The sequence below is a fragment of the Salipiger sp. 1_MG-2023 genome (assembly GCF_030547555.1).
In the GTDB taxonomy this organism is placed as follows: Bacteria; Pseudomonadota; Alphaproteobacteria; order Rhodobacterales; family Rhodobacteraceae; genus Salipiger.
In genome coordinates this window covers 143,088-161,392 of record NZ_JAUOQN010000001.1, presented here as the reverse complement: position 1 = coordinate 161,392, position 18,305 = coordinate 143,088, and the positions used below count along the sequence as shown (strand labels likewise).

The window sequence follows — 18,305 nt, the reverse complement described above, 5'->3', positions numbered from 1 at the left end:
CCGACATGGATTTCTCCACCCGTGAAGATATCGAGGCGCCGCTGGATCGCGTGTTTGCGCTTGCGTCGAATTTCGAACAGCTCGAACGGCAGGTGATGCGGCACGGGGTCGAGGTGACGCGATTGACGCCCGATGATATCGCGCCGACCCCTGAGGGCGGCAAGTCGTGGCTGGCGAGCTTTCGCTTTCGTGGCAAGGCCCGGTCGGCGCAGGTCGATCTGACGCGCTATGATCCGCCGAACACGATGGTCTACACCACCACAGCGGGCGGGCTGAGAACCCTGACAACGGTTGAGTTCGTCGCGCTGTCGCGCACGCGCACCCGGATCGGCATCAGCGTCGAGCTTCAGCCCCAGACGCTTTCGGCGCGGCTTCTGGTGCAGTCGCTGAAGCTGGCGCGCGGCACCATCGAGAAGCGTTTCAAGGTTGCGATTGCCAACTACGCCACCGAGATCGAAAAGCGGTTCAAGCGTCAGGCCTGACCAGAGTCAGCACCGGGCCTTCAGCGGCGCGGGCATCCTCGCTGTCGTGGGTGACCAGCAAGACCGGCAGTTGCGCGGCGCGGGCTCGGGTGAAAACCATGTCGCGCACCTGCGCCCGCAATTCGGTGTCGAGCCGCGAGAACGGCTCGTCCAGCAGCAGTGCACGCGGCTGTGACAGTAGCACCCGCATCAGCGCCACGCGCGCCTTTTGCCCGCCCGACAGGGTGGCGGGGTCGCGATCTGAAAACCCGGGCAGCCCGATGCTGTCCAGCGCCTCGGCTACGCGCTGCTTGCGGTTGCCGCCGCGGGGCAGGCCAAAGGCAAGATTGCCGCCGACCGACAGATGCGGAAACAGCAGCGCATCCTGAAACAGGATGCCGATGTGGCGGCGCTCCGGGGGCAGGGGGGCGATATCGGCCCCGCCCAGCAGGATGCGACCGTCGAGCTTGAAGCCTTTGGGCAGCATCCCGATGATTGCCGCAAGCAGCGTCGACTTGCCGATGCCCGACGGCCCCATGACCGAAAGCACCTCGCCGGGCGCGATGGTTGCGTCGATCCGCAGCATTTCGCGCCCGTTTTGCGCGATGCGAAGATGGTCCAGATGCAGAGTGTCAGCCATGTCGCATCTCCCGGCGATTGCGGAACACCAGCGCCGGAATTGCCAGCGCCAGAACAAAGGGCAGGAAGGCGGCGGCGGTCTGCGCCAGCGCGGTGACGCCGATCAGGCGGCGCTGGCCTCCGGCGGCGAGCGCGACCGCCTCGGTGGTCAGCGTCGGCACGCGGCCTGCGCCCAGCAGCAGCGTTGGCAGGTATTGTCCGACCGACACAGCGCAGCCGACCGCCGTTGCCGTCAGCACCGGGCGCAGCAGCATCGGCAGGCGCACGCGCCAGAACACCCGCGCCGTCGAAGCGCCAAGCGCCCGCGCCACCGCCGCCTGCCTTGGGTCGAAGCCGCGCCATGGGTCGGACAGGGACAAGAAGACATAGGGCAGCACAAACACCACATGCGCCGCGATCACCGCGCCCCGGGTGCCGTCGATGCCGCTGATCAGGGCGAGCACCTGCAAGCCGGGCAGAAAGGCGATCTGCGGGATGATCAGGGGCAGGTACAGCAGCGCCAGCGCGCGGGCGCCGGGAACAAGGCCGAACCGGGATTCCGCTTCGAGACTGGCCAGTGTCAGCGCCAGTGCGATGGCGGTGGCGGCGCCGGCGATCACGGCGGTTTCAGCGGCGGGGCCCAGCGGAGCATGTTGCCAACCCTGCGCGGTGAAACTGCTCGGCATCAGCGCCGGAAAGCCCCAGAACCCGGCCACCGACCACAGCGCCAGCAGCCCCAGCCCGGCAAACAGCGCCCCGGCGCCAAGCATCCCGGTGCCAAGCGCAATTGCGCGCGGCGCGGCGTCTCGGCGACCGCGACAGCCCGCCGTCAGCCAGCCTTGCGCCAGCCGCCGCGTGATGTTTTCGCCCAGCCGCCACAGCCCCAGCGCGCCAAGGGTCAGCGCCAGCAGCAGCAGCGCCCCGGCGGCGGCGCGCAGCCGCAGCGCCAGATCGGGGTCGCTCATCCAGCGTAGCACCTGCACCGCAAGCGTCGGCGGCGCGCCCGGCCCAAGGATCATCGCCACGTCGACGACGCTCATGGAATAGGCCAGCACGGCGTAGACCGGCAGGCGGATCTGCGGGTAAAGCCGGGGCAGCACGGTCTTGGCCCAGCCCATCATCCGCCCGTAGCCCAGCGTGCGCGCGGTGGCGAGCGCTTCGCCGGGGCGCAGCGCGGGCAGGGCGGCAAGGCTCATCAACAGCAGGAAGGGCAGCTCCTTGAGCACCAGCCCGGCGATCAGCGCCAACCCGGCGTGATCTTGCAGGATCAGCACGTCGGGCGGGCGCTCCCAGCCTGCAAGGGGGGCGATCAGCCGGGAAATCCAGCCCGACGGGGCGATCAGGAAGGCAAGGCCAAAGGCCGCCGCGGCATGGGGCAGTGACAACAGCGGTGCCAGCGCCCGTTCCAGCCAGACGAAGGCCCGCGTGCCATGCCATGCGGCGCAGATCGAAAAGCACAGCGCCAGCGCCAGCAGCGTCGAGACAAGGCCCGTCCACAGGCTCAGCCCGGCGGCGCGGGGCAATCCGGGCCAGGCCAGCAGGTCCGAGACCGGGCCAAACCCCGGCTGGTGCGCGCCAAGCGCCGGCATCACGCCGATGGCGGGCAGCAGCGTGCCCGCAAGCCCTGCAGCGACAGGGCCGAGCAGCATCACGAGGGTCAGCGACGGGGCGGCGCGCAGCAGGCTCACCGGGTGGTGCCGTAACGCGCTGTCCAGTCCCGTTCGAGAGCAACCGTCCACGAGCTGTGCGGCTCGGGCAGCGGGGTGCCAAGCTGTTGCGAAGACAGCGTTTCGGGGCCGACACTGGCCGCCTTGAACGGTTCGCGCTGGGCGGGGCTCAGCCGCTCGAGGTCCAGCACGGTGCCAAGGCCCCAGACGGCAGGGTCGGCCATGCGGGCCTGTGCCTCGGGCGAGAGCAGGATGTCGGCAACCACCATCGCCCCGGCCTTGGCGTTGGCATTGAACGGAATCGCGACAAAGCTGGCATTGCCAAGCGTGCCGCCGTCGTGGATGTGGCTGCGCACGGTTGGCGGCAACTGCCCCGCCGCAATGGCGTTGGCGGCGGCGTTGGGGTTGAAATCGAAGCCGATGTCGATCTCGTTGTCGGCCATCAGCTGCACCATGCGCGCCGCGTTCTGCGGATAGGCGCGCCCCTGCCGCCACAGCAGCGGCGTCAGCGCGTCGAGATAGGCCCAGAGCGGCGCGGTGACGGCATCGTAATCGGCTTCGGAAACAGGGCGTTGCAGCGCCTCTGGATCGCTGCCCAGCTCGATCAGTGCCTGTTTCAGAAAGGTCGGCCCAAGGAAATCGGGCGGCTGCGGAAAGGTAAAGCGCCCCGGATTCTGCTCGGCCCAGTCCAGCAGCGCCTGCATGGACCGTGGCGGCTCGGGCAGGCGGGCGCTGTCGTGAAAGAACACCAGCTGCGCAAGGCCCCACGGGCTTTCCATGCCCTCGGTGGGCACGGTGAAATCTGCGCTCAGCGCTGGGTTCTGCGGATCGGTGAGCGCCCGGTTTGGCAGCGCCTCGGCCCACGGGCCGAACAACAGGCCCTGCTCTTTCATCGCGGCAAAGTTCGCACCGTTCAGCCAGATCAGGTCGATGCCGCCGCCCGTGGTTTTCCCGGCGCTCTTTTCGGCAAGCACGCGGCTGACCGCCTCGGAGGTGTCCGACAGCTTCACATGTTCCAGCATCACGCCCTTTGCGGCGGCCTGTGTCGCGATCCAGTCGATCAGCCCGTTCACTGCCTCCGAGCCGCCCCATGCGTTCCAATAGACGGTCTCGCCCTGCGCCTCGGCCTTTACTGCGGGCCAGTCCGTCGGGTCCGGGTCGGCGGCGGCGGGCAGGGCAGTCAGGGCGGCAAGCGCAATGGCAAGGGTCCGTTTGTACATCTTGGGGTCTTCCTGTGCTTGCAGTCTGGCGGTTATGGCAAGGGCGTGGCGCAATGGTCAACAGACAGGGCGGGCCTGCACGGGGACACATTTTGGTTATACGAACCAAGTGAGCAGAATGTTTCATGTGAGACGGTCGATACGTCCCCGGTGCCTGTGTTCGCGTTTCGGCCCCGGCGCAGGGCCTGCGCCGTCTTGGCGCCCACCCGGTCGCTGGCGGGCGGCGAAATTCGCTGTGTCAGGCGGGCAGGGGGCTGTGACGGGGCGGGTACAACGCTCTGCTCTGGTGGCCGGGTCGTGACTGCCAGGGCCGAAAAAACCGATCAGGCAAGACGCGGGCATCTACGCCCGGGCGGGAGCGCGATCTTTGTACTGCAAGGGTCTTGATCTGTTGGCCGGTTTCGGGGCGTGATGCGCGGCAACCTGTCGAAGGCCGCGTTGGCGGCCATGCGCCTCTTGGGCCCCGGCCAGCGCGGCGCTGTCACCGATGATCCGCGCCCGCAGCGTCAGGCCGAGACCTCGGCGAAATGGCGCTGCACGATCTCGGGCAGTCGATCCCAGTGATCAAAGGCATAGGCGTGTGGCAGCTCTGCCAGCGCGGTCTTGCGATAGCCCTCGGTGTACAGCGCGATGGGCATCGCTGCCGCCTGCGCCGTTTCGGCATCCACTTCGCTGTCACCGACATAGAGCGCGCAATCTGCCCCAAGCGCCCGCAGCACATGGGTCAGCGGTGCCGGGTCTGGCTTGCGCTGTGGCAGGGTGTCGCCGCTTGCCACCTGCACGAAATAGCGATCCAGCCCGAAATGGCGCAGCGCGATGCGGGTCGGCGCCTCGGGCTTGTTGGTGCACAGCCCCATGGTGCAGCCCATCGCTTCGAGCCGTGCCAGCGCATCGATCACGCCGGGATAGAGCACGGTGTTCTTCGGCTCGCCCTCGTAGTGCTGCATGAACCTTGCCAGCAGGCGGGCATGATCGCTTGCATCATCGCCAAGACCCACCGCCTCCATCACCCGCGAAATCAGCACGCCCGCGCCCTTGCCGATGAACCCGCGCAGCTGCCCGAAGCTGATTTCGGGCAGGCCTTCCTCTGTCAGCACGCGGTTGGTGGCAATGTGCAGATCAGGCGCGCTGTCGATCAGCGTGCCGTCAAGGTCGAAGATCACGGCTTTCATGTCGGTCCTTTCCGGGCGGGAGTCAGCCCGCCTTCCACTTGATCGAACAGCCCATCGCTGGAAACTGTTCCCGAGGCCCGTGCCCGGTCTTGGCCACCTGTTTCAACGCCTCGTACAGCTCGCGCCGGGGCTCTGCGAGGCCTGCCTGAGGCTGCGGCCCCTCCAGACGGCCCCGGTATTGCAACCCTCCCGAGGCGTCGAAGCCGAAGAAATCCGGTGTGCAGGCGGCCCCGTAGGCGCGCGCCACGCCTTGGCTTTCATCATAGAGATAGGGGAAGGCAAAGCCGCGCTCGGTGGCCAAGGCTTTCATCTGCGCAAACCCGTCTTGCGGATAGGCCTCGGCATCATTGGCGCTGATCGCCACCACGCCGATGCCAAGCGCCGTCAGCTCTGCCGCATCGCGGATGATCCGGTCCAGCGCCTTCAGCACATAGGGGCAGTGGTTGCAGATGAACATCACCAGCGTGCCCTTCGGCCCGGCGATGTCCTGATAGCGATACCTCCGCCCGTCGACCCCCGGCAAGGCAAAGCCGGGGGCTTTCCAGCCAAATTTGCAGACGGGCGGAGCGCCGACCATGGCTCAGGCTGCCTGCGTCCGCGCGCCCTCGGCGGCGGCACGAATGGCGCGGATATTGGCGCCGTAGACGTCGGCGGTATCGACAGAGCCGCCCTTGAACACCGCCGAGCCCGCAACCAGAACATCCGCCCCGGCCGCCACCACCAGCGGTGCTGTCTCGGGGGTCACGCCGCCGTCAATCTGGATGTGGATGTCGCGATCACCGATCATCTGGCGCACCTTGCGGGTCTTCTCGATGCCCGAATGGATGAACTTCTGCCCGCCGAAACCGGGGTTCACCGTCATGATCAGCACCATGTCGCACAGATCGAGAATATCCGCGCAAGCCTCGGCCGGGGTGCCGGGGTTGAGCACGACGCCCGCCTTGACCCCCTGCGCCTTGATCGCCTGAAGCGTGCGGTGAATATGCGGCCCGGCCTCGATATGGGCGGTGATCATGTCGGCGCCCGCCTCGGCATAGGCTTCGATATACTGATCCACCGGCGAGATCATCAGATGCACATCCATGAAGGTCTTTACATGCGGGCGGAAGGCTTTGACGGCGGGCGGGCCAAAGGTCAGGTTCGGCACGAAATGCCCGTCCATGACATCGACATGCACCCAATCGGCGCCCTGCGCCTCGATGGCGCGGATCTCGGCGCCGAAATTGGCAAAATCGGCGGACAGGATCGACGGGGCGATCTTGATCGAACGGTCAAAGCTCATGCGCTGGTCTCCTTGGTCGCGCGGTCCACGTCCAGCTTTCGGGCAAAGACGCGGCTGGGGCGGATGCCCGCCTCGGTGATGGTGCCGAGCGCGGCCGGTGACCCGGTCGCAGTCTCGATCAGCCGGTTGGCCTGCCGCAAACGCGCCCGGTCAGGCGCGTTGCGAACCCAGCGCGCATCGGCAGGATGCGGCTGCGCACGGCGATATACCCGCTCTTCGCACGGCTGCCACCCTCGTCAAAGGGATATTTCTGCGCATCCAGCACGATCCGGGCGATCCGTCCGGGCGCCGGGGATCGGTGTGATCGGGAAATGCGATGTGCTGCGCAAGCCGGGCTGGGGGGACAACCTTGCGCCACTGGTTCCAGCGGCTTGCGGGGGATGCGCCGCTGGCCGGGGCACAGCAGATGGTTCGTGAGGGTGGGGCAGGCGCCTCGGGGTGCCGCGTTCGGGCCCCCGGGGCGCGGCGTTCAGCCGCCCGGGCCCTTGCGGATGTTGTCGGGCAGCCATGTGGCAAGCTCGGGGAAGAAGATCAGCACGAACACCATCACCACCATGATCAGGAACATCGGGATCGCGGCGCGCGCGATGAAGTTCATCTCGTGCCCGGTCATGCCCTGAAGCACAAAAAGGTTGAACCCGATGGGCGGGGTGATCTGCGCCATCTCGACCACGACGACGATGAAGATGCCGAACCAGATCAGATCGATGCCCTGCGCGCGGATCATCGGTTCGACCACCGCCATGGTCAGCACGACCGAGCTGATGCCATCAAGGAAACAGCCCAGCACGATGTAGAACACCAGCAGCGCCATGATCAGCTGGAACCGCGACAGATCCCAACTGGCGATCAGGTCGGCCAGCCCGCGCGGAATGCCGGTAAAGCCCATCGACAGTGACAGGAACGATGCCCCCGCAAGGATCAGCGCGATCATCGCGCTGGTGCGCACCGCGCCCATCAGGCTTTCGCTGAAGGTACCCCAGCTGAGCGAGCCCTGCGCCGCCGCAAGCATCAGCGAGCCGATCACGCCAAAGGCCGCCGCCTCGGTCGCGGTGGCGATGCCAAGGTACATCGAGCCGATCACCACGATGATCAGGCAGATCACCGGGATCAGGAAGCGCGAGTTCTTCAGCTTGTCGAGCAGGCTCATGCGCGGCTCGGGGATTGGGTCGAAATCCTTGGCGACGAACGACATGATCGCAACGTAGCCCATGAACATCAGCGCCAGCAAAAGGCCGGGCAGAACACCCGCCATGAACAGCTTGGTAACGCTTTCGTTGATGGTCACGCCGTAAACGATCAGCGTCAGCGAGGGCGGGATCATCAGCCCCAGCGTCGCCGCCCCGGCAAGGGTGCCGATCACCATGTGTTCGGGATAGTTGCGCTTGCGCAGTTCGGGGATCGACATCTTGCCGACCGTGGTCAGCGTAGCCGCCGACGAGCCAGACACCGCCGCGAACACCGTGCAGCCGACGATGTTGGTGTGGACAAGGCCGCCCGGCAGGCGCGCCATCCATGGCGAGAGCCCCTTGAACATGTCTTCGGACAGGCGCGTTCGGTACAATATCTCGCCCATCCAGATGAACAGGGGCAGGGCGGTCAGCGTCCAGCTGGACGACGATGCCCAGACCTTGGTGATCATCGCATCGCCAGCGGGGCGCGCGGTGAACAATTCCATGCCCACATAGGCCACGCCCATCAGCGCAAGGCCGACCCAGACGCCAGAGCCAAGCAGCAGGAACAGGACAAAGAGAAAGAGTGCGATCGGGATCAGCTGTTCCACGTCATTCTCCCTGACTCTGGTCGACAAGATCGGTGACGATGCCGTGCGATCCGGTAAAGATCAGCCGGATCAGGTGATCCCAGAAGGCGATGGCCAGCAGCACGCAGCCAATCGACATCGACAGCTGCGGAATCCATGTCGGGGTGGCGTCCAGCCCCTGCGACAGCTCGTTCCAGCGCCACGAGATATGGTTGCCGCGAATGGCGTACCACGCGAACCACGTGGCGATTGCGGTGCCGATGCCAAAGCAGAACACCTCGCCCCACCAGCGGTGCCGCCCAAGCGCGCTCAGCAGCAGCGAGACGCGGATATGCGCGCCATGGTTCAGCGCATAGGCAAAGGCGAAAAACGATGCCGCCGCCATGCAGTACCCGGCATAGTCGGTTGCGCCGGGAAAGACGTGGCCGGTCCAGCGCGCCAGCATTTGCAGCACGATGATCGCGAGGATCGCTATCAAAAAGAACGATGCGATGATCCCGCCGATCAGGTAGAGCGTGTCGAGCACGCGGCGAAGAGGTCTCATGAGGTCTTTCCGGGTATGACAAGGCTTTCCGGCAGCGCAGTGGGTGTGCCGGGATCTGGCGGATCAAAGGGAAAGGGCGGGCCAAAGACCCGCCCGCCGACTTATTCGCCCTTGTAGGCGTCGATGATCGCCTTGCCGTCATCGCCCGCCTTGGCGAGCCATTCTTCGGTCATCACCGCGCCCATCTCCTTGAGCTGGCCCATCAGGTGATCGGAGGCGCGCTCGACGGTCATGCCGTTTTTCTTCAGCTCGTCGAGAGTGAAGGCAGTATAGGCTTCGGATTTGGCAAGCCCGTCGGCGGCGGCGGTTGCCCCGCACTCGGTGATCACCGCCTGCGTCGCCTCGTCGAGATCGTTCCACGCATCGAGGTTCACGAAGATCGCGTTGCGCGGCAGCCACGCGTCGACCTCGTAGAAATGCGACAGGTGTTCCCAGACCTTGCGGTCATAGCCCGTCGCGCCGGACGAGATAAAGGACTCCGCCACGCCGGTTGCCAGCGCCTGGCTCAGCTCGGCCGCTTCGACCTGCACCGGCAGCGCGCCGGTCAGCTCGGCCATCTTGGCGGTGGCAGCGGAATAAGAGCGGAACTTGACGCCCTTCATGCCCTCGATGTCGGTCAGTTCCTTGTTCATGTACAGGCCCTGCGGCGGCCACGGAACCGAGTAGACATAATGCAGATTGTCCTCGGCCAGCGCGTCGGCGACATAGGGTTCGGCAATCGACCAAAGCGTTTCGTGCTCGTCGAAGGAGGACACGAGGAAGGGGATCGAATCCACGCCATAGAGCGGGTTCTCGTTTTCATGCGCCGACATCAGTCGCTCGCCGATCATCGCCTGACCGGTCATCACCGCGCGCTTGATCTCGGCGCCGCCAAACAGCGAGCCCGAGGGATGGGTGACGATTTCCAGCGCACCATCGGTGCCCGTGGTCACGCAGGAGGCGAATTCCGTGCCGACTTCGGAATGGAAGTTGCTGGCGGCATAGGCCATCGGCATGTCCCATTTTTCGGCATGGGCAGCAGCCCCGATGCCGACAAGGGCGGTGGCGGTCAAAAGCGTGTTCATCAATTTCATACTGTCGTTCCCTGTTGTACGTATTCTAACGTTTTTTATATTCGTTCAGTGAAACCGATCGGGGGCGTAGGGCGCAAGGCTGATGTTGGGGGTGTTGCCCGAGATCAGCTGAGAAAGCAGGCGTCCGGTCTTCGGTCCGCCCGTCAAACCGACATGGTCGTGGCCAAAGCCCATATAGGCCCCCTTCACCACTGGCGATTCCCCGATCACCGGCAGGGAATCGGCCATCGACGGGCGATGCCCCATCCATTCCACCTCTTTCTTCCAGCTCAGCCCCGGAATCGCGGCGCGGATCTGTTTGCGCAGCAGATCGAAGGGCGCGCGCGAGGGCGGGGCGTCGAGCCCGCCAAACTCGACGATGCCGGCAAGGCGCAGGCGCCCCTCCATCGGGGTGGCGACGAACTTGCCGCTGGCGATCATCACCGGCGCGCGCGGCATCACCGAGGGCTCGTACAGTTCCAGGTGGTAGCCGCGTTCGGATTCCAGCGGCGGGTTCACACCCAGTTTGCGCGCCAGATCGGTCGACCAGACGCCGGTGGTCAGCACAGCTGCGTCGCAGGCGATGGTTTCGCCGCCAACGCGCAGGCCGCTCACAGCGCCGTTTGCACGCACAACATCCGTCACCTCGCCGAGGATCTGTCGCCCGCCCATCGCCACCACATGTTTCGCCAGAGCCTTGACGTATTGGCCGGGGTCGGAAATGCGCCCATGCCCGCCAAACACCGCTGCGCAGCCCAGGTCGGGCGCGAAGATCGGGTCGTAGTCCTTCCACGCCGCCCCTTCCAGAACCTCCCAGCTGAAGCCGTTCTCGCGGCGCACGTCAAAGCCGAAGGCGCTGGCGTCGTAATGGGCGCGGTCATTGTAGACATAGATGTAATCCGCCGGGTGCAGCCAAGTCTCGGCCCCGGTGCCAGCCGACAGGGCAAGGTGGTCATTGTAGCTGTCGCCGATGATATTGCTCGCCGCCGCCGCCCGCCTGCGCACCGCCGGGGCATTGGCATGGCGCAGGTATTTCACCAGCCACGGGGCGAGCCTGGGCAGATAGCGCCATTTCAGGAACAGGGGCTGGTTCGGGTCCAGCAGCATCCGCGGGGCCTGTGACAGCAGTCCCGGCGCCGGCACGGGCACCACCGAACAGGATGCCAGCACGCCGCCATTGCCATGGCTGGTGCCCTCGCCGGGGCCGGCCCGGTCGATCAGGATCACCTTGTGCCCGTCACGCTGAAGCCAGATCGCGGTTGAAACCCCGACGATGCCCGCGCCGATCACTGCCACTGTCTTTGTCATCGCCTCACCCCTGTCTTCGGGCGCGATCCGCCCTTTTGCCGGATCAAGCGCTCGTTGACCGGCGCTGTCAATTCCATGCAAGCGGTGCCTGCGTGTCGGGGCTGGTCATGGCCCGGTTTGTCAGCATATGCAGAAGGCCTCAGGCAGTCTCGTCAAGAAAGGAGGCCACATGGCCTTTGTCATCCCCCCGATGGACCCCGCTTCGGTCGCCGTTTCTGGTGGCGCGCTGCGCCTTCCGGTGCGTCGGATCTTTTGCGTGGGGCGTAATTACGCCGACCACGCCCGCGAAATGGGCAATGATCCCGACCGCGAGCCGCCGTTCTTCTTCACCAAGCCGGCCGATGCCGTGGTGCCCGGGGTCGCGACCATTCCCTATCCGCCGCAAACGGAGAACCTGCACTACGAGGCCGAACTGGTGGTGGTGATCGGCAAGGGCGGCGCGGATATTCCGGCGGATCAGGCCATGAGCCATGTCTGGGGCTTTGCCGTGGGCAACGACCTGACTCGGCGCGACATGCAAAGCGAGGCCAAGGCGATGCGGCGGCCGTGGGATCTGTCGAAAGGCTTCGATAATTCGGCAGTGATCGGCCCGGTGCGCCCGGTGTCGGAAACCGGCCCGATGCGCCGGGGCGAAATCACCGCAAGGGTGAACGGCGAGCTGCGCCAGAAGGGCGATCTGTCCGAGATGATCTGGCCGGTGGAAGACGTCATCGCCTTCCTGTCGCAAAGCGTGACGCTGGCGCCGGGCGATCTGGTGATGACCGGCACGCCTGCCGGGGTCGGCAGCTTTGGCAAGGGCGATGTCTGCACCGTGTTCATCGAGGGGCTGGGCGAGATCTCGACCACGATCGCGCCCGAGTGAGCCAGCCTGCGGTCGAGATCGAACGCAAGTTCCTCGTCGCCACGCTGCCGGATCTGTCGGGCGTCCAGTCCGACCGGATCCGGCAGGGCTATCTCACCCAGCCGCAGGACAGCGTGCAGGTACGGCTGCGCGCCAGGGGGGCGCGGCATTTCCTCACGGTCAAGGGGCCGGGGCTGATGGTGCGCTCCGAGCATGAGACCGAGATCCCCGAAGAGGCCTTTGCCGCGCTCTGGCCCGCGACCGAGGGGCGGCGGCTGTGCAAGACCCGCTGGACGGGGCATCTGCCCTGCGGCGCGCGCTATGAGCTGGATCTGTTCGACGACCGGCCCTTGCGGCTGGTCGAGGTGGAATTCGACAGCGAGGCGGCGGCGCGCCGCTTTGCCCCGCCAGACTGGTTCGGGGCCGAGGTGACGGGCGATCCGGCCTATGCCAATTCGACGCTTGCGACCGGCGGCCCGGTTCCGGGCTAGAGAAACAGCAGGTCGCTGCCAAGGATCTGATCGAAGGTGAGGCCCATCAACAGCACCGACCCGCTGCCCCAGTTCAGCCGCAGCCCGTCGTCGATGGCCTGAAAGGTCAGCCCGTCGAAGCTGTCAGGGTCGAAATCGAATTCCAGCTTGTCGGTTCCCGGCGTGAAATCGGTCAGCCGGTCGCGTCCCGAGTCCAGATCGAAGACAAACACATCCGCGCCGCCGCCGCCGGTCAGAAGATCGCCGCCCGCGCCGCCGATCAGCCGGTCGTGCCAGTCGCCGCCGAGCAAGGCATCGTTGCCGCTTCCGCCCAGCAGCGTGTCCGCGCCCGCGCCGCCGGCAAGGGTATCGACCCCATCGCCGCCCTCGATCAGATCGTCGCCGATGTTGCCCTGAAGGCGGTCGTTGCCGCCCCCGCCGAGCAGGGTGTCGTTGCCCGCGCCGCCATAGACCTGATCGGCCCCGGCGCCGCCCCCCTGCGCGTTGTCCTCGAACAGGTCGGCGCCGTTGCCCAACAGCACGATATCCGGCCCGTTGCCGCCGCGCACCGTGTCGTTTCCGGCCCCGGCGCGGATGGTGTCGCAATGATTGCCGCCCTCGATCACGTCGGCGCCATCGCCGCCGTCAAGCAGATCGGCGCCGCCTCCGCCCTGCAGCAGATCGTCGCCCGCCTCGCCCGTCAGCGTGTCGCCATAGGTGCCGCCGCGCAGGGTGTCGTTGCCAGCGCCTCCGGTCAGGCTGTCGGAATGCGCGCCCCCCTCAAGCACATCGTTGCCGTCCTGCCCAAGCAGGGTGTCGGCCCCAAGCCCGCCGCGCAGGGTATCGTTGCCGATGCCACCATCCAGCCGATCATCGCCCGCCGCGCCTTCGAGGAGATCGTCGCCGCCGCTGCCGAAGCCGCTGTCATTGCCGTCGCCGCCCAGCAGGCTGTCATCGCCGCTCCCGCCGATTTGCCGGTCATGTCCGGCGCCCGCGTACAGCAGATCGTCGCCAAGACCGCCAAGCAGGGTGTCGTTGCCATCGCCGCCGATCAGCGTATCGGCCCCGTCGCCGCCATCCAGATAATCCAGCCCGCCGCCGCCATCGAGCCGGTCGTTCCATCCCCCGCCCAGCAAGGTGTCGTCGCCGTTGTCGCCGACCAGCGTGTCGGCCCCAAGCCCGCCGGAAAGCCAGTCGTTCCCGTCCCAGCCATAAAGCCGGTCGTCGCCCTGCCAGCCATCGAGGCGATCATCGTCGATGCCCCCCTGCAGGGTGTCGTCGCCGCTGCCGCCCAGCAGGGTGTCATCGCCCGCGCCGCCCTGCAACAGATCGTCGCCAGCCTGACCTTCAAGCCGGTCGTCCCCCAGCCCGCCGCTCAGCGCGTCATTGCCATCGGCGCCGAAAAGCGTGTCGATCCCGGCCCCGGCGTCAAGCGTATCGTCCCCGGCGCGCCCCTCCAGCAGATTGTTGCCGGAATTTCCATAGATCCTGTTGTTCAGGCTGTTGCCCGCCGCAAACACATCTTCGATGCCGGTCAGGGTCAGCGCGACGCTGGTTTCATTCCAGTCGGCAAGATCAAAGGTCCAGCCCCGGCTGACCGACCAAGGCAGGGTGACCGGTTCGGTCATCCGGCTTGAAACGCTTTCTTCGATGCCGTCGCGGTCGACATAGCTGTAGATGACGCTGATCCGCTGGTTCAGGCTTGATGTGCCAAGCCGGTAGGTCATGCCGGTCGCCCCGGCGACGGGCTGGCCGTCGATGCACCACTGCACCGACCCGGCCACGATGCCCTCGGCGTCGCTGACCCCGCTCAGGTCGACGCTCAGCAGCGCGCCTTCGACGCGGTTGCCGGTGATCACCGGTTGGCCAACCGGGCGCGCATTGTCGACGATGGTCACCGGCACGCGCGCAAAGCTGGTCGCATCGGCAAAGGTGATGCCGGTCAAGGTGATCTCGACCCATGCGGTCTCGTCGGGTTCAAGCGCAAGGTCCGGCAGCGCCGCGATGTCGATGTTGTGCGATTGCTGTGTCAGCCCGCTGGCCGGGGCAATGGCGCCGCTGCCGGAGGCCGCGATGAAATCGCCGGTCGAGGCGCTGCCGGTGACCAGTTGCCAGTTCCAGCTGAAGGGCGCCTCCGAGATCTGTCGAAAGCTCAGGGTCATGCTGTCGGACTGCCCTTCGACCATCCGCAGCCCGCTGTCGCTTAGCGTGGCATAGGGATCACTTGGGCGCAGGGTGCCGCCGGTGACGGCGATCTCGGTATTGATCCCCAATGCGGCGAGCGCGTCGCGATCGTAGCTCTGGGTGTTGCCGGCCAGATCGCTCACCCGCACCTGCGCGATGCGATAGGTGCCGGGGGCGTTCTGGGTCGATAACGTGAAGGTCTGGCCGCTGGCATTGTCATCCCAGCTGTCGGTCACCCCGTAAAGCCCGAGCAAGGCGTGGCGCGCCACCCCGGTATCCTCGCCGCTGATTTCATAGCTCAGCGGGGTTTCAAGCACCACGCTGACCCCCGCCACGCCAGAGGCATTGTCGCTGGCGCGGGCCCCGATCCACAGGTTGGCCGCACCGTCGGTCAAATCGATGCTGGCGGGAACGTTCAGCGCCAGCAGCTCCGGAGCGGTGGTGTCGGGGGGCTCGGCAACCACGGTGAAGCCGGTGGCAAAGCCCAGCGTCGCAAGCTCGTCCGGGGTATAGGTCCGGCTGTTGCCCGCCGCGTCGCGCACATCGATCCGGGTGATGTCATAGCGGCCGGGGGTGTTCAGCTCTGACAGCGAAAGCACCTCGCCCGAGGCCCCGTCGGCCCAGCTGTCGGTTTCCCCGGCGAGCACGGCGATGCTGAAACTGTCGGGCTCTGCGCCATAGAGCAGGCTGCGCGAGAAGGACACCATCACCTGCTGCACCCCGGAGCCGCTGTCGGAGGCGGTGGCAGACAGGGTCAGCGGCGCCGCCCCTGACGAGACGTCGACGCGGCTGGTCAGGCTGAAGCCGGTCAGGGTTGGTGCGGTGGTGTCGGCGACGGTGCCCGACACCACGAGCGAGGTGTTGATCCCCATCGCGGCCAGCGTTTGGGTGTCGTAAACTGCGCTGTTGCCCGCAAGATCCTGCACGGTGACGCGCTGCACCTCGTAGACGCCGGGGGTGTTGGTTGGATCGATGCCAAAGCTCTCGGTGGCGTTGCCGTCGGACCAGCTGTCGCTGCTGCCGAACAGGCCGATCAGGCTGTAGCTGTCGTACCAGCCGGGAAGGCTGGCAAAGCTGTAGGACAGCAAGGCATCGAAGGTCACCACAACCTGCGCGATGCCCGACGCATCATCGCTGGCGCTGGCCGACAGGATCAGCTGATCGCCGCTTTCGACGCGCTGCGGCAGGGTGAAAGCGGTCAGTTCGGGCGCGATGTAGTCAGGCATTGACCCTTCGGCTGGCTGGGACGTGAAGGGCCGCACTGGCACGCCGCCGCCATCCCCGGACAAAAGGCCGAGGGCGGGCAGACCGCTGGGCAAAGAGCTCCTTCTGGATATCAGGACCTTAGCCGCCGGGGGGTTCTGGCCGGGTTAAGGATTCCCCGAAAATTGTCCAGGAAATCGAATTTTCCGCTCGCGATCCGATCACAGTCTCCGGCTTGTCCGCGCCCTGCCAGAGCGGCGCTTGACAGCCCGCGCGCAGGCTTTGCATGGTCCGGCACGGGTGGCCGGATTCACCCGGTCAGGAGCTTGCGATGACGCTGTCCGCCGATCTTTGGGACCGTTCCCTGTGGTATGCCACGGCGCAGGAACCCGCGCCGGAAACGGACGCGCCAGCCGATGCGCGGGTGCTGGTGGTGGGCGGCGGCTTTACCGGGCTGTCTTGCGCGCTGCATCTGGCCGAGCGCGGCGTTGCGGTGACCGTGATCGAAGCGCGCGAGATCGGCTTTGGCGCTTCGGGGCGCAACGGCGGGCAGGTGATTCCGGGGCTCAAGATCGACCCGTCCGACATGCGCGCCCACTGGGGTGCCAAGGCGGGCGGGCGGCTTGCGGAGTTTGCCGGCGGCGTTGCGGATCAGGTGTTCGGGCTGATCGAGCGGCACGGCATCGCCTGTGCGCCAACCCGTGCGGGCTGGATTCAGGGGGCGCATTCGGCGATGCAGCTGCGCGCGGTTCACGCCCGCGCCCGAGAATGGCAGGCCGAGGGCGCGCCGGTGGCATTGCTTGACGCGGTGCAGATGGCCGAGGCGACCGGGGCGGTCGGCTACGCCGGGGGCTGGCGCGATGAGCGCGCGGGGATGCTCAACCCGCTCTCCTATGCGCGCGGCCTTGCCCGTGCGGCGCGGGCGGCGGGGGCAACCATCGTCACCGGTTCGCCGGTGACCGGGGTGGTGCGCGATGGCGCGGGCTGGCGGGTCGATCTTGGCGGGCAATGCCTGCGCGGCGAAACCGTGGTGCTGGCGACCAACGCTTATGACAGCACGCTGAGGCCGCAGCTGGCGCGCTCGGTGCTGCCGGTGCAGTCCTGCGTGATCGCCACCGAGCCGCTGCCGCCCGAGATCGCCGCCAGCATCCTGCCACAGGATGCCTGCGCGTCAGAGGTGCGCAAGATCGCCGTCTATTATCGCAAGACCCCGGACGGGCGCCTTGCCTTTGGCGGGCGCGGCGCAACCGGGGCCGCGCATTCGCAACCGCTTCAGGCGGGGCTAGAGGCGCAGATGCACCGCATGTTCCCGCAGCTGGACGGGGTGCGCATCGACAAGGCGTGGTCGGGGCATCTGGCGCTCAGCAGGGATCACCTGCCGCATATCCACCAGATCGAACCGGGGCTATGGGCGGCGCTGGCCTACAACGGGCGCGGGGTGGCCATGGCGACCGGCATCGGCGCGGCGCTGGCGGCGCGGCTGGCCGAGGGCACGCCGTTGCCACTGCCCGAAACCCCGCTGCGCCCGATCGCGTGGCACGCGCTGCGCCGCCCGGCGATGGAGCTTGGCATCCGCTATTACCTCGCCAAAGACCGGCTCGGCCTGCCATCCTGACCGGCGGCACGGGGTTTCGCCAAGGCCGCATCCGCGCCATGGTGCGGGCATGGAGCGCCTGACCATCGCCAGCTGGAACCTGCACCGGGGGCGGGGCCGCGACGGGCAGGTCGATCCGGGCCGGATACACGCCGCGCTCGAGACCGGCTTGCTGCCGCACCGCCCCGACATCGTCGCCTTGCAGGAGGCCGATGATGAAAGCCCCGGCAGGCGGGGGTTCTGGATGCGCCGCCTGAACGGCCATGAATGGGGCGCACACAGCCACGGCTTTCAGGGCAATGTGCTGCTGCTGTCGCCGGGGGTGCGGATCGCCCATGCGCAGGCGCTGGATCTGCCGGTACTGCCGCGGCTTGCCTTCAGACCGGGGGCCACATCCGGCTGAAAATGCCGTCCTTCTTGATCAGACCGTGCAGCGCCGCTGCGCCGACATGGGCGCCGATCAGCAGCACCAGCACGATCCACGCGGTGCCGTGAAACGCTTGCGCGGTCTTGGCCAGCGCCTCGTTCTTGGCGATCAGCCCGCCCAGCAGCGGATCCCACAGTTCGATCGGATATCCCCCAGCCATGACCCGCGTGATGCCCGACAGCGCCATGGCAATCAGCGCCGCGTAAAGCAGCGCATGCACCGTTCCGGCGGCCAGCGCCTGCGGTCGTGGCAGGCTGGCGGGCAGCGGCGGCGCGGGCATCAGCACCCGCAGCGCAAGGCGCAGCAAGACCATCAGCAGGATCACCGGGCCGATATTCTTGTGATAAAAGAACAGCGTGTTCTGAATGGCGCGGGGCAGGCCCTCTTGCACCATCACCAGACCGACGGGGATCGTGGTGAAGACCAGCAGCACCGTCAGCCAGTGCAACAGGCGCTGGGGCGCGCGGTAGCGGGTTGTGCTGGTCATGGCGTCTCCTGCC

At 66.9% G+C, this 18,305-nt stretch carries 17 protein-coding genes and 1 pseudogene; 5 read left to right on the top strand and 13 right to left on the bottom strand.

Annotation, left to right across the window (positions count from 1 at the left end):
- The first annotated feature begins 5 nt into the window (after positions 1 to 5).
- The gene (locus Q4543_RS00770) at positions 6 to 482 is read left to right on the top strand and encodes an SRPBCC family protein (RefSeq protein WP_303435811.1); all 477 of its coding nucleotides are present in this window, start codon (positions 6 to 8) and stop codon (positions 480 to 482) included.
- Here Q4543_RS00770 and Q4543_RS00765 read toward each other — a convergent pair.
- The 11 genes and pseudogenes from Q4543_RS00765 to Q4543_RS00715 all read right to left on the bottom strand — a co-directional run bounded on the left by Q4543_RS00765 (position 466) and on the right by Q4543_RS00715 (position 11,086).
- The gene (locus tag Q4543_RS00765; protein ID WP_303435810.1) at positions 466 to 1,101 is read right to left on the bottom strand and encodes an ATP-binding cassette domain-containing protein; all 636 of its coding nucleotides are present in this window, start codon (positions 1,099 to 1,101) and stop codon (positions 466 to 468) included. The genes Q4543_RS00770 and Q4543_RS00765 overlap by 17 nt on opposite strands.
- The gene (locus tag Q4543_RS00760) at positions 1,094 to 2,728 is read right to left on the bottom strand and encodes an ABC transporter permease (RefSeq protein WP_303435886.1); all 1,635 of its coding nucleotides are present in this window, start codon (positions 2,726 to 2,728) and stop codon (positions 1,094 to 1,096) included. Before Q4543_RS00760 ends, Q4543_RS00765 begins: the two co-directional genes overlap by 8 nt.
- 35 nt (positions 2,729 to 2,763) lie before the next feature.
- Positions 2,764 to 3,966, bottom strand: a complete 1,203-nt coding sequence (locus Q4543_RS00755) for an ABC transporter substrate-binding protein (RefSeq protein WP_303435809.1) — start codon at positions 3,964 to 3,966, stop codon at positions 2,764 to 2,766.
- A gap of 506 nt (positions 3,967 to 4,472) precedes the next feature.
- The gene (gph, locus tag Q4543_RS00750; RefSeq protein ID WP_303435808.1) at positions 4,473 to 5,138 is read right to left on the bottom strand and encodes a phosphoglycolate phosphatase; all 666 of its coding nucleotides are present in this window, start codon (positions 5,136 to 5,138) and stop codon (positions 4,473 to 4,475) included.
- Positions 5,139 to 5,160: 22 nt separating this feature from the next.
- The gene (locus Q4543_RS00745) at positions 5,161 to 5,715 is read right to left on the bottom strand and encodes a thioredoxin family protein (protein WP_303435807.1); all 555 of its coding nucleotides are present in this window, start codon (positions 5,713 to 5,715) and stop codon (positions 5,161 to 5,163) included.
- A gap of 3 nt (positions 5,716 to 5,718) precedes the next feature.
- On the bottom strand, positions 5,719 to 6,420 hold the full coding sequence (rpe, locus tag Q4543_RS00740; RefSeq protein ID WP_303435806.1) for a ribulose-phosphate 3-epimerase: 702 nt from the start codon (positions 6,418 to 6,420) through the stop codon (positions 5,719 to 5,721).
- Positions 6,417 to 6,623: pseudogene (locus tag Q4543_RS00735) on the bottom strand (CbbX protein); the annotation flags it as partial. The gene rpe and the pseudogene Q4543_RS00735, both read right to left, overlap by 4 nt.
- Before the next feature lie 266 nt (positions 6,624 to 6,889).
- Entirely contained in the window at positions 6,890 to 8,203 is a 1,314-nt protein-coding gene (locus tag Q4543_RS00730; protein ID WP_303435805.1) for a TRAP transporter large permease, read from the bottom strand.
- 1 nt (position 8,204) lies between these two features.
- A complete protein-coding gene (locus Q4543_RS00725) occupies positions 8,205 to 8,726 on the bottom strand; it encodes a TRAP transporter small permease (protein ID WP_216004183.1) in 522 nt (173 codons plus the stop codon).
- Positions 8,727 to 8,827: 101 nt separating this feature from the next.
- Positions 8,828 to 9,799, bottom strand: coding sequence for a TRAP transporter substrate-binding protein (locus Q4543_RS00720; RefSeq protein ID WP_303435804.1), 972 nt, complete (start codon positions 9,797 to 9,799; stop codon positions 8,828 to 8,830).
- A gap of 45 nt (positions 9,800 to 9,844) precedes the next feature.
- The gene (locus tag Q4543_RS00715; RefSeq protein ID WP_303435803.1) at positions 9,845 to 11,086 is read right to left on the bottom strand and encodes an FAD-binding oxidoreductase; all 1,242 of its coding nucleotides are present in this window, start codon (positions 11,084 to 11,086) and stop codon (positions 9,845 to 9,847) included.
- A 169-nt stretch (positions 11,087 to 11,255) separates the two neighbouring features.
- Between Q4543_RS00715 and Q4543_RS00710 the strand changes: the two genes are divergently transcribed.
- Together Q4543_RS00710 and Q4543_RS00705 are read left to right on the top strand one after the other, a co-directional pair.
- Entirely contained in the window at positions 11,256 to 11,948 is a 693-nt protein-coding gene (locus tag Q4543_RS00710; protein WP_303435802.1) for a fumarylacetoacetate hydrolase family protein, read from the top strand.
- Entirely contained in the window at positions 11,945 to 12,418 is a 474-nt protein-coding gene (locus tag Q4543_RS00705; RefSeq protein ID WP_303435801.1) for a CYTH domain-containing protein, read from the top strand. The genes Q4543_RS00710 and Q4543_RS00705 overlap by 4 nt, the downstream gene beginning before the upstream one ends.
- On the opposite strand, the gene Q4543_RS00700 is transcribed toward Q4543_RS00705, so the two are convergent.
- Positions 12,415 to 15,807 carry a calcium-binding protein gene (locus tag Q4543_RS00700; protein ID WP_303435800.1) on the bottom strand — a complete coding sequence of 1,131 codons (3,393 nt, stop codon included), beginning with the start codon at positions 15,805 to 15,807 and terminating at the stop codon, positions 12,415 to 12,417. The genes Q4543_RS00705 and Q4543_RS00700 overlap by 4 nt on opposite strands.
- Before the next feature lie 308 nt (positions 15,808 to 16,115).
- Between Q4543_RS00700 and Q4543_RS00695 the strand changes: the two genes are divergently transcribed.
- Together Q4543_RS00695 and Q4543_RS00690 are read left to right on the top strand one after the other, a co-directional pair.
- Positions 16,116 to 17,399 carry an FAD-binding oxidoreductase gene (locus tag Q4543_RS00695; protein ID WP_303435799.1) on the top strand — a complete coding sequence of 428 codons (1,284 nt, stop codon included), beginning with the start codon at positions 16,116 to 16,118 and terminating at the stop codon, positions 17,397 to 17,399.
- The gene (locus tag Q4543_RS00690; RefSeq protein WP_303435890.1) at positions 17,350 to 17,781 is read left to right on the top strand and encodes a hypothetical protein; all 432 of its coding nucleotides are present in this window, start codon (positions 17,350 to 17,352) and stop codon (positions 17,779 to 17,781) included. Before Q4543_RS00695 ends, Q4543_RS00690 begins: the two co-directional genes overlap by 50 nt.
- Here Q4543_RS00690 and Q4543_RS00685 read toward each other — a convergent pair.
- Complete coding sequence (locus tag Q4543_RS00685) at positions 17,756 to 18,292, bottom strand: cytochrome b (RefSeq protein ID WP_303435798.1); 537 nt, start codon at positions 18,290 to 18,292, stop codon at positions 17,756 to 17,758. The two genes, Q4543_RS00690 and Q4543_RS00685, sit on opposite strands and share 26 nt — an antisense overlap.
- Positions 18,293 to 18,305 lie beyond the last annotated feature (13 nt).

What these genes read in the sequence shown, in the direction of transcription:
- Q4543_RS00770 (WP_303435811.1), top strand. Translation starts at nt 6, where the DNA reads ATGGATTTCTCCACCCGTGAAGATATCGAGGCGCCGCTGGATCGCGTG.
- Q4543_RS00765 (WP_303435810.1), bottom strand. Translation starts at nt 1,101, where the DNA reads ATGGCTGACACTCTGCATCTGGACCATCTTCGCATCGCGCAAAACGGG.
- Q4543_RS00760 (WP_303435886.1), bottom strand. Translation starts at nt 2,728, where the DNA reads ATGCTGCTCGGCCCTGTCGCTGCAGGGCTTGCGGGCACGCTGCTGCCC.
- Q4543_RS00755 (WP_303435809.1), bottom strand. Translation starts at nt 3,966, where the DNA reads ATGTACAAACGGACCCTTGCCATTGCGCTTGCCGCCCTGACTGCCCTG.
- gph (WP_303435808.1), bottom strand. Translation starts at nt 5,138, where the DNA reads ATGAAAGCCGTGATCTTCGACCTTGACGGCACGCTGATCGACAGCGCG.
- Q4543_RS00745 (WP_303435807.1), bottom strand. Translation starts at nt 5,715, where the DNA reads ATGGTCGGCGCTCCGCCCGTCTGCAAATTTGGCTGGAAAGCCCCCGGC.
- rpe (WP_303435806.1), bottom strand. Translation starts at nt 6,420, where the DNA reads ATGAGCTTTGACCGTTCGATCAAGATCGCCCCGTCGATCCTGTCCGCC.
- Q4543_RS00725 (WP_216004183.1), bottom strand. Translation starts at nt 8,726, where the DNA reads ATGAGACCTCTTCGCCGCGTGCTCGACACGCTCTACCTGATCGGCGGG.
- Q4543_RS00720 (WP_303435804.1), bottom strand. Translation starts at nt 9,799, where the DNA reads ATGAAATTGATGAACACGCTTTTGACCGCCACCGCCCTTGTCGGCATC.
- Q4543_RS00715 (WP_303435803.1), bottom strand. Translation starts at nt 11,086, where the DNA reads ATGACAAAGACAGTGGCAGTGATCGGCGCGGGCATCGTCGGGGTTTCA.
- Q4543_RS00710 (WP_303435802.1), top strand. Translation starts at nt 11,256, where the DNA reads ATGGCCTTTGTCATCCCCCCGATGGACCCCGCTTCGGTCGCCGTTTCT.
- Q4543_RS00700 (WP_303435800.1), bottom strand. Translation starts at nt 15,807, where the DNA reads ATGCCTGACTACATCGCGCCCGAACTGACCGCTTTCACCCTGCCGCAG.
- Q4543_RS00695 (WP_303435799.1), top strand. Translation starts at nt 16,116, where the DNA reads ATGACGCTGTCCGCCGATCTTTGGGACCGTTCCCTGTGGTATGCCACG.
- Q4543_RS00685 (WP_303435798.1), bottom strand. Translation starts at nt 18,292, where the DNA reads ATGACCAGCACAACCCGCTACCGCGCGCCCCAGCGCCTGTTGCACTGG.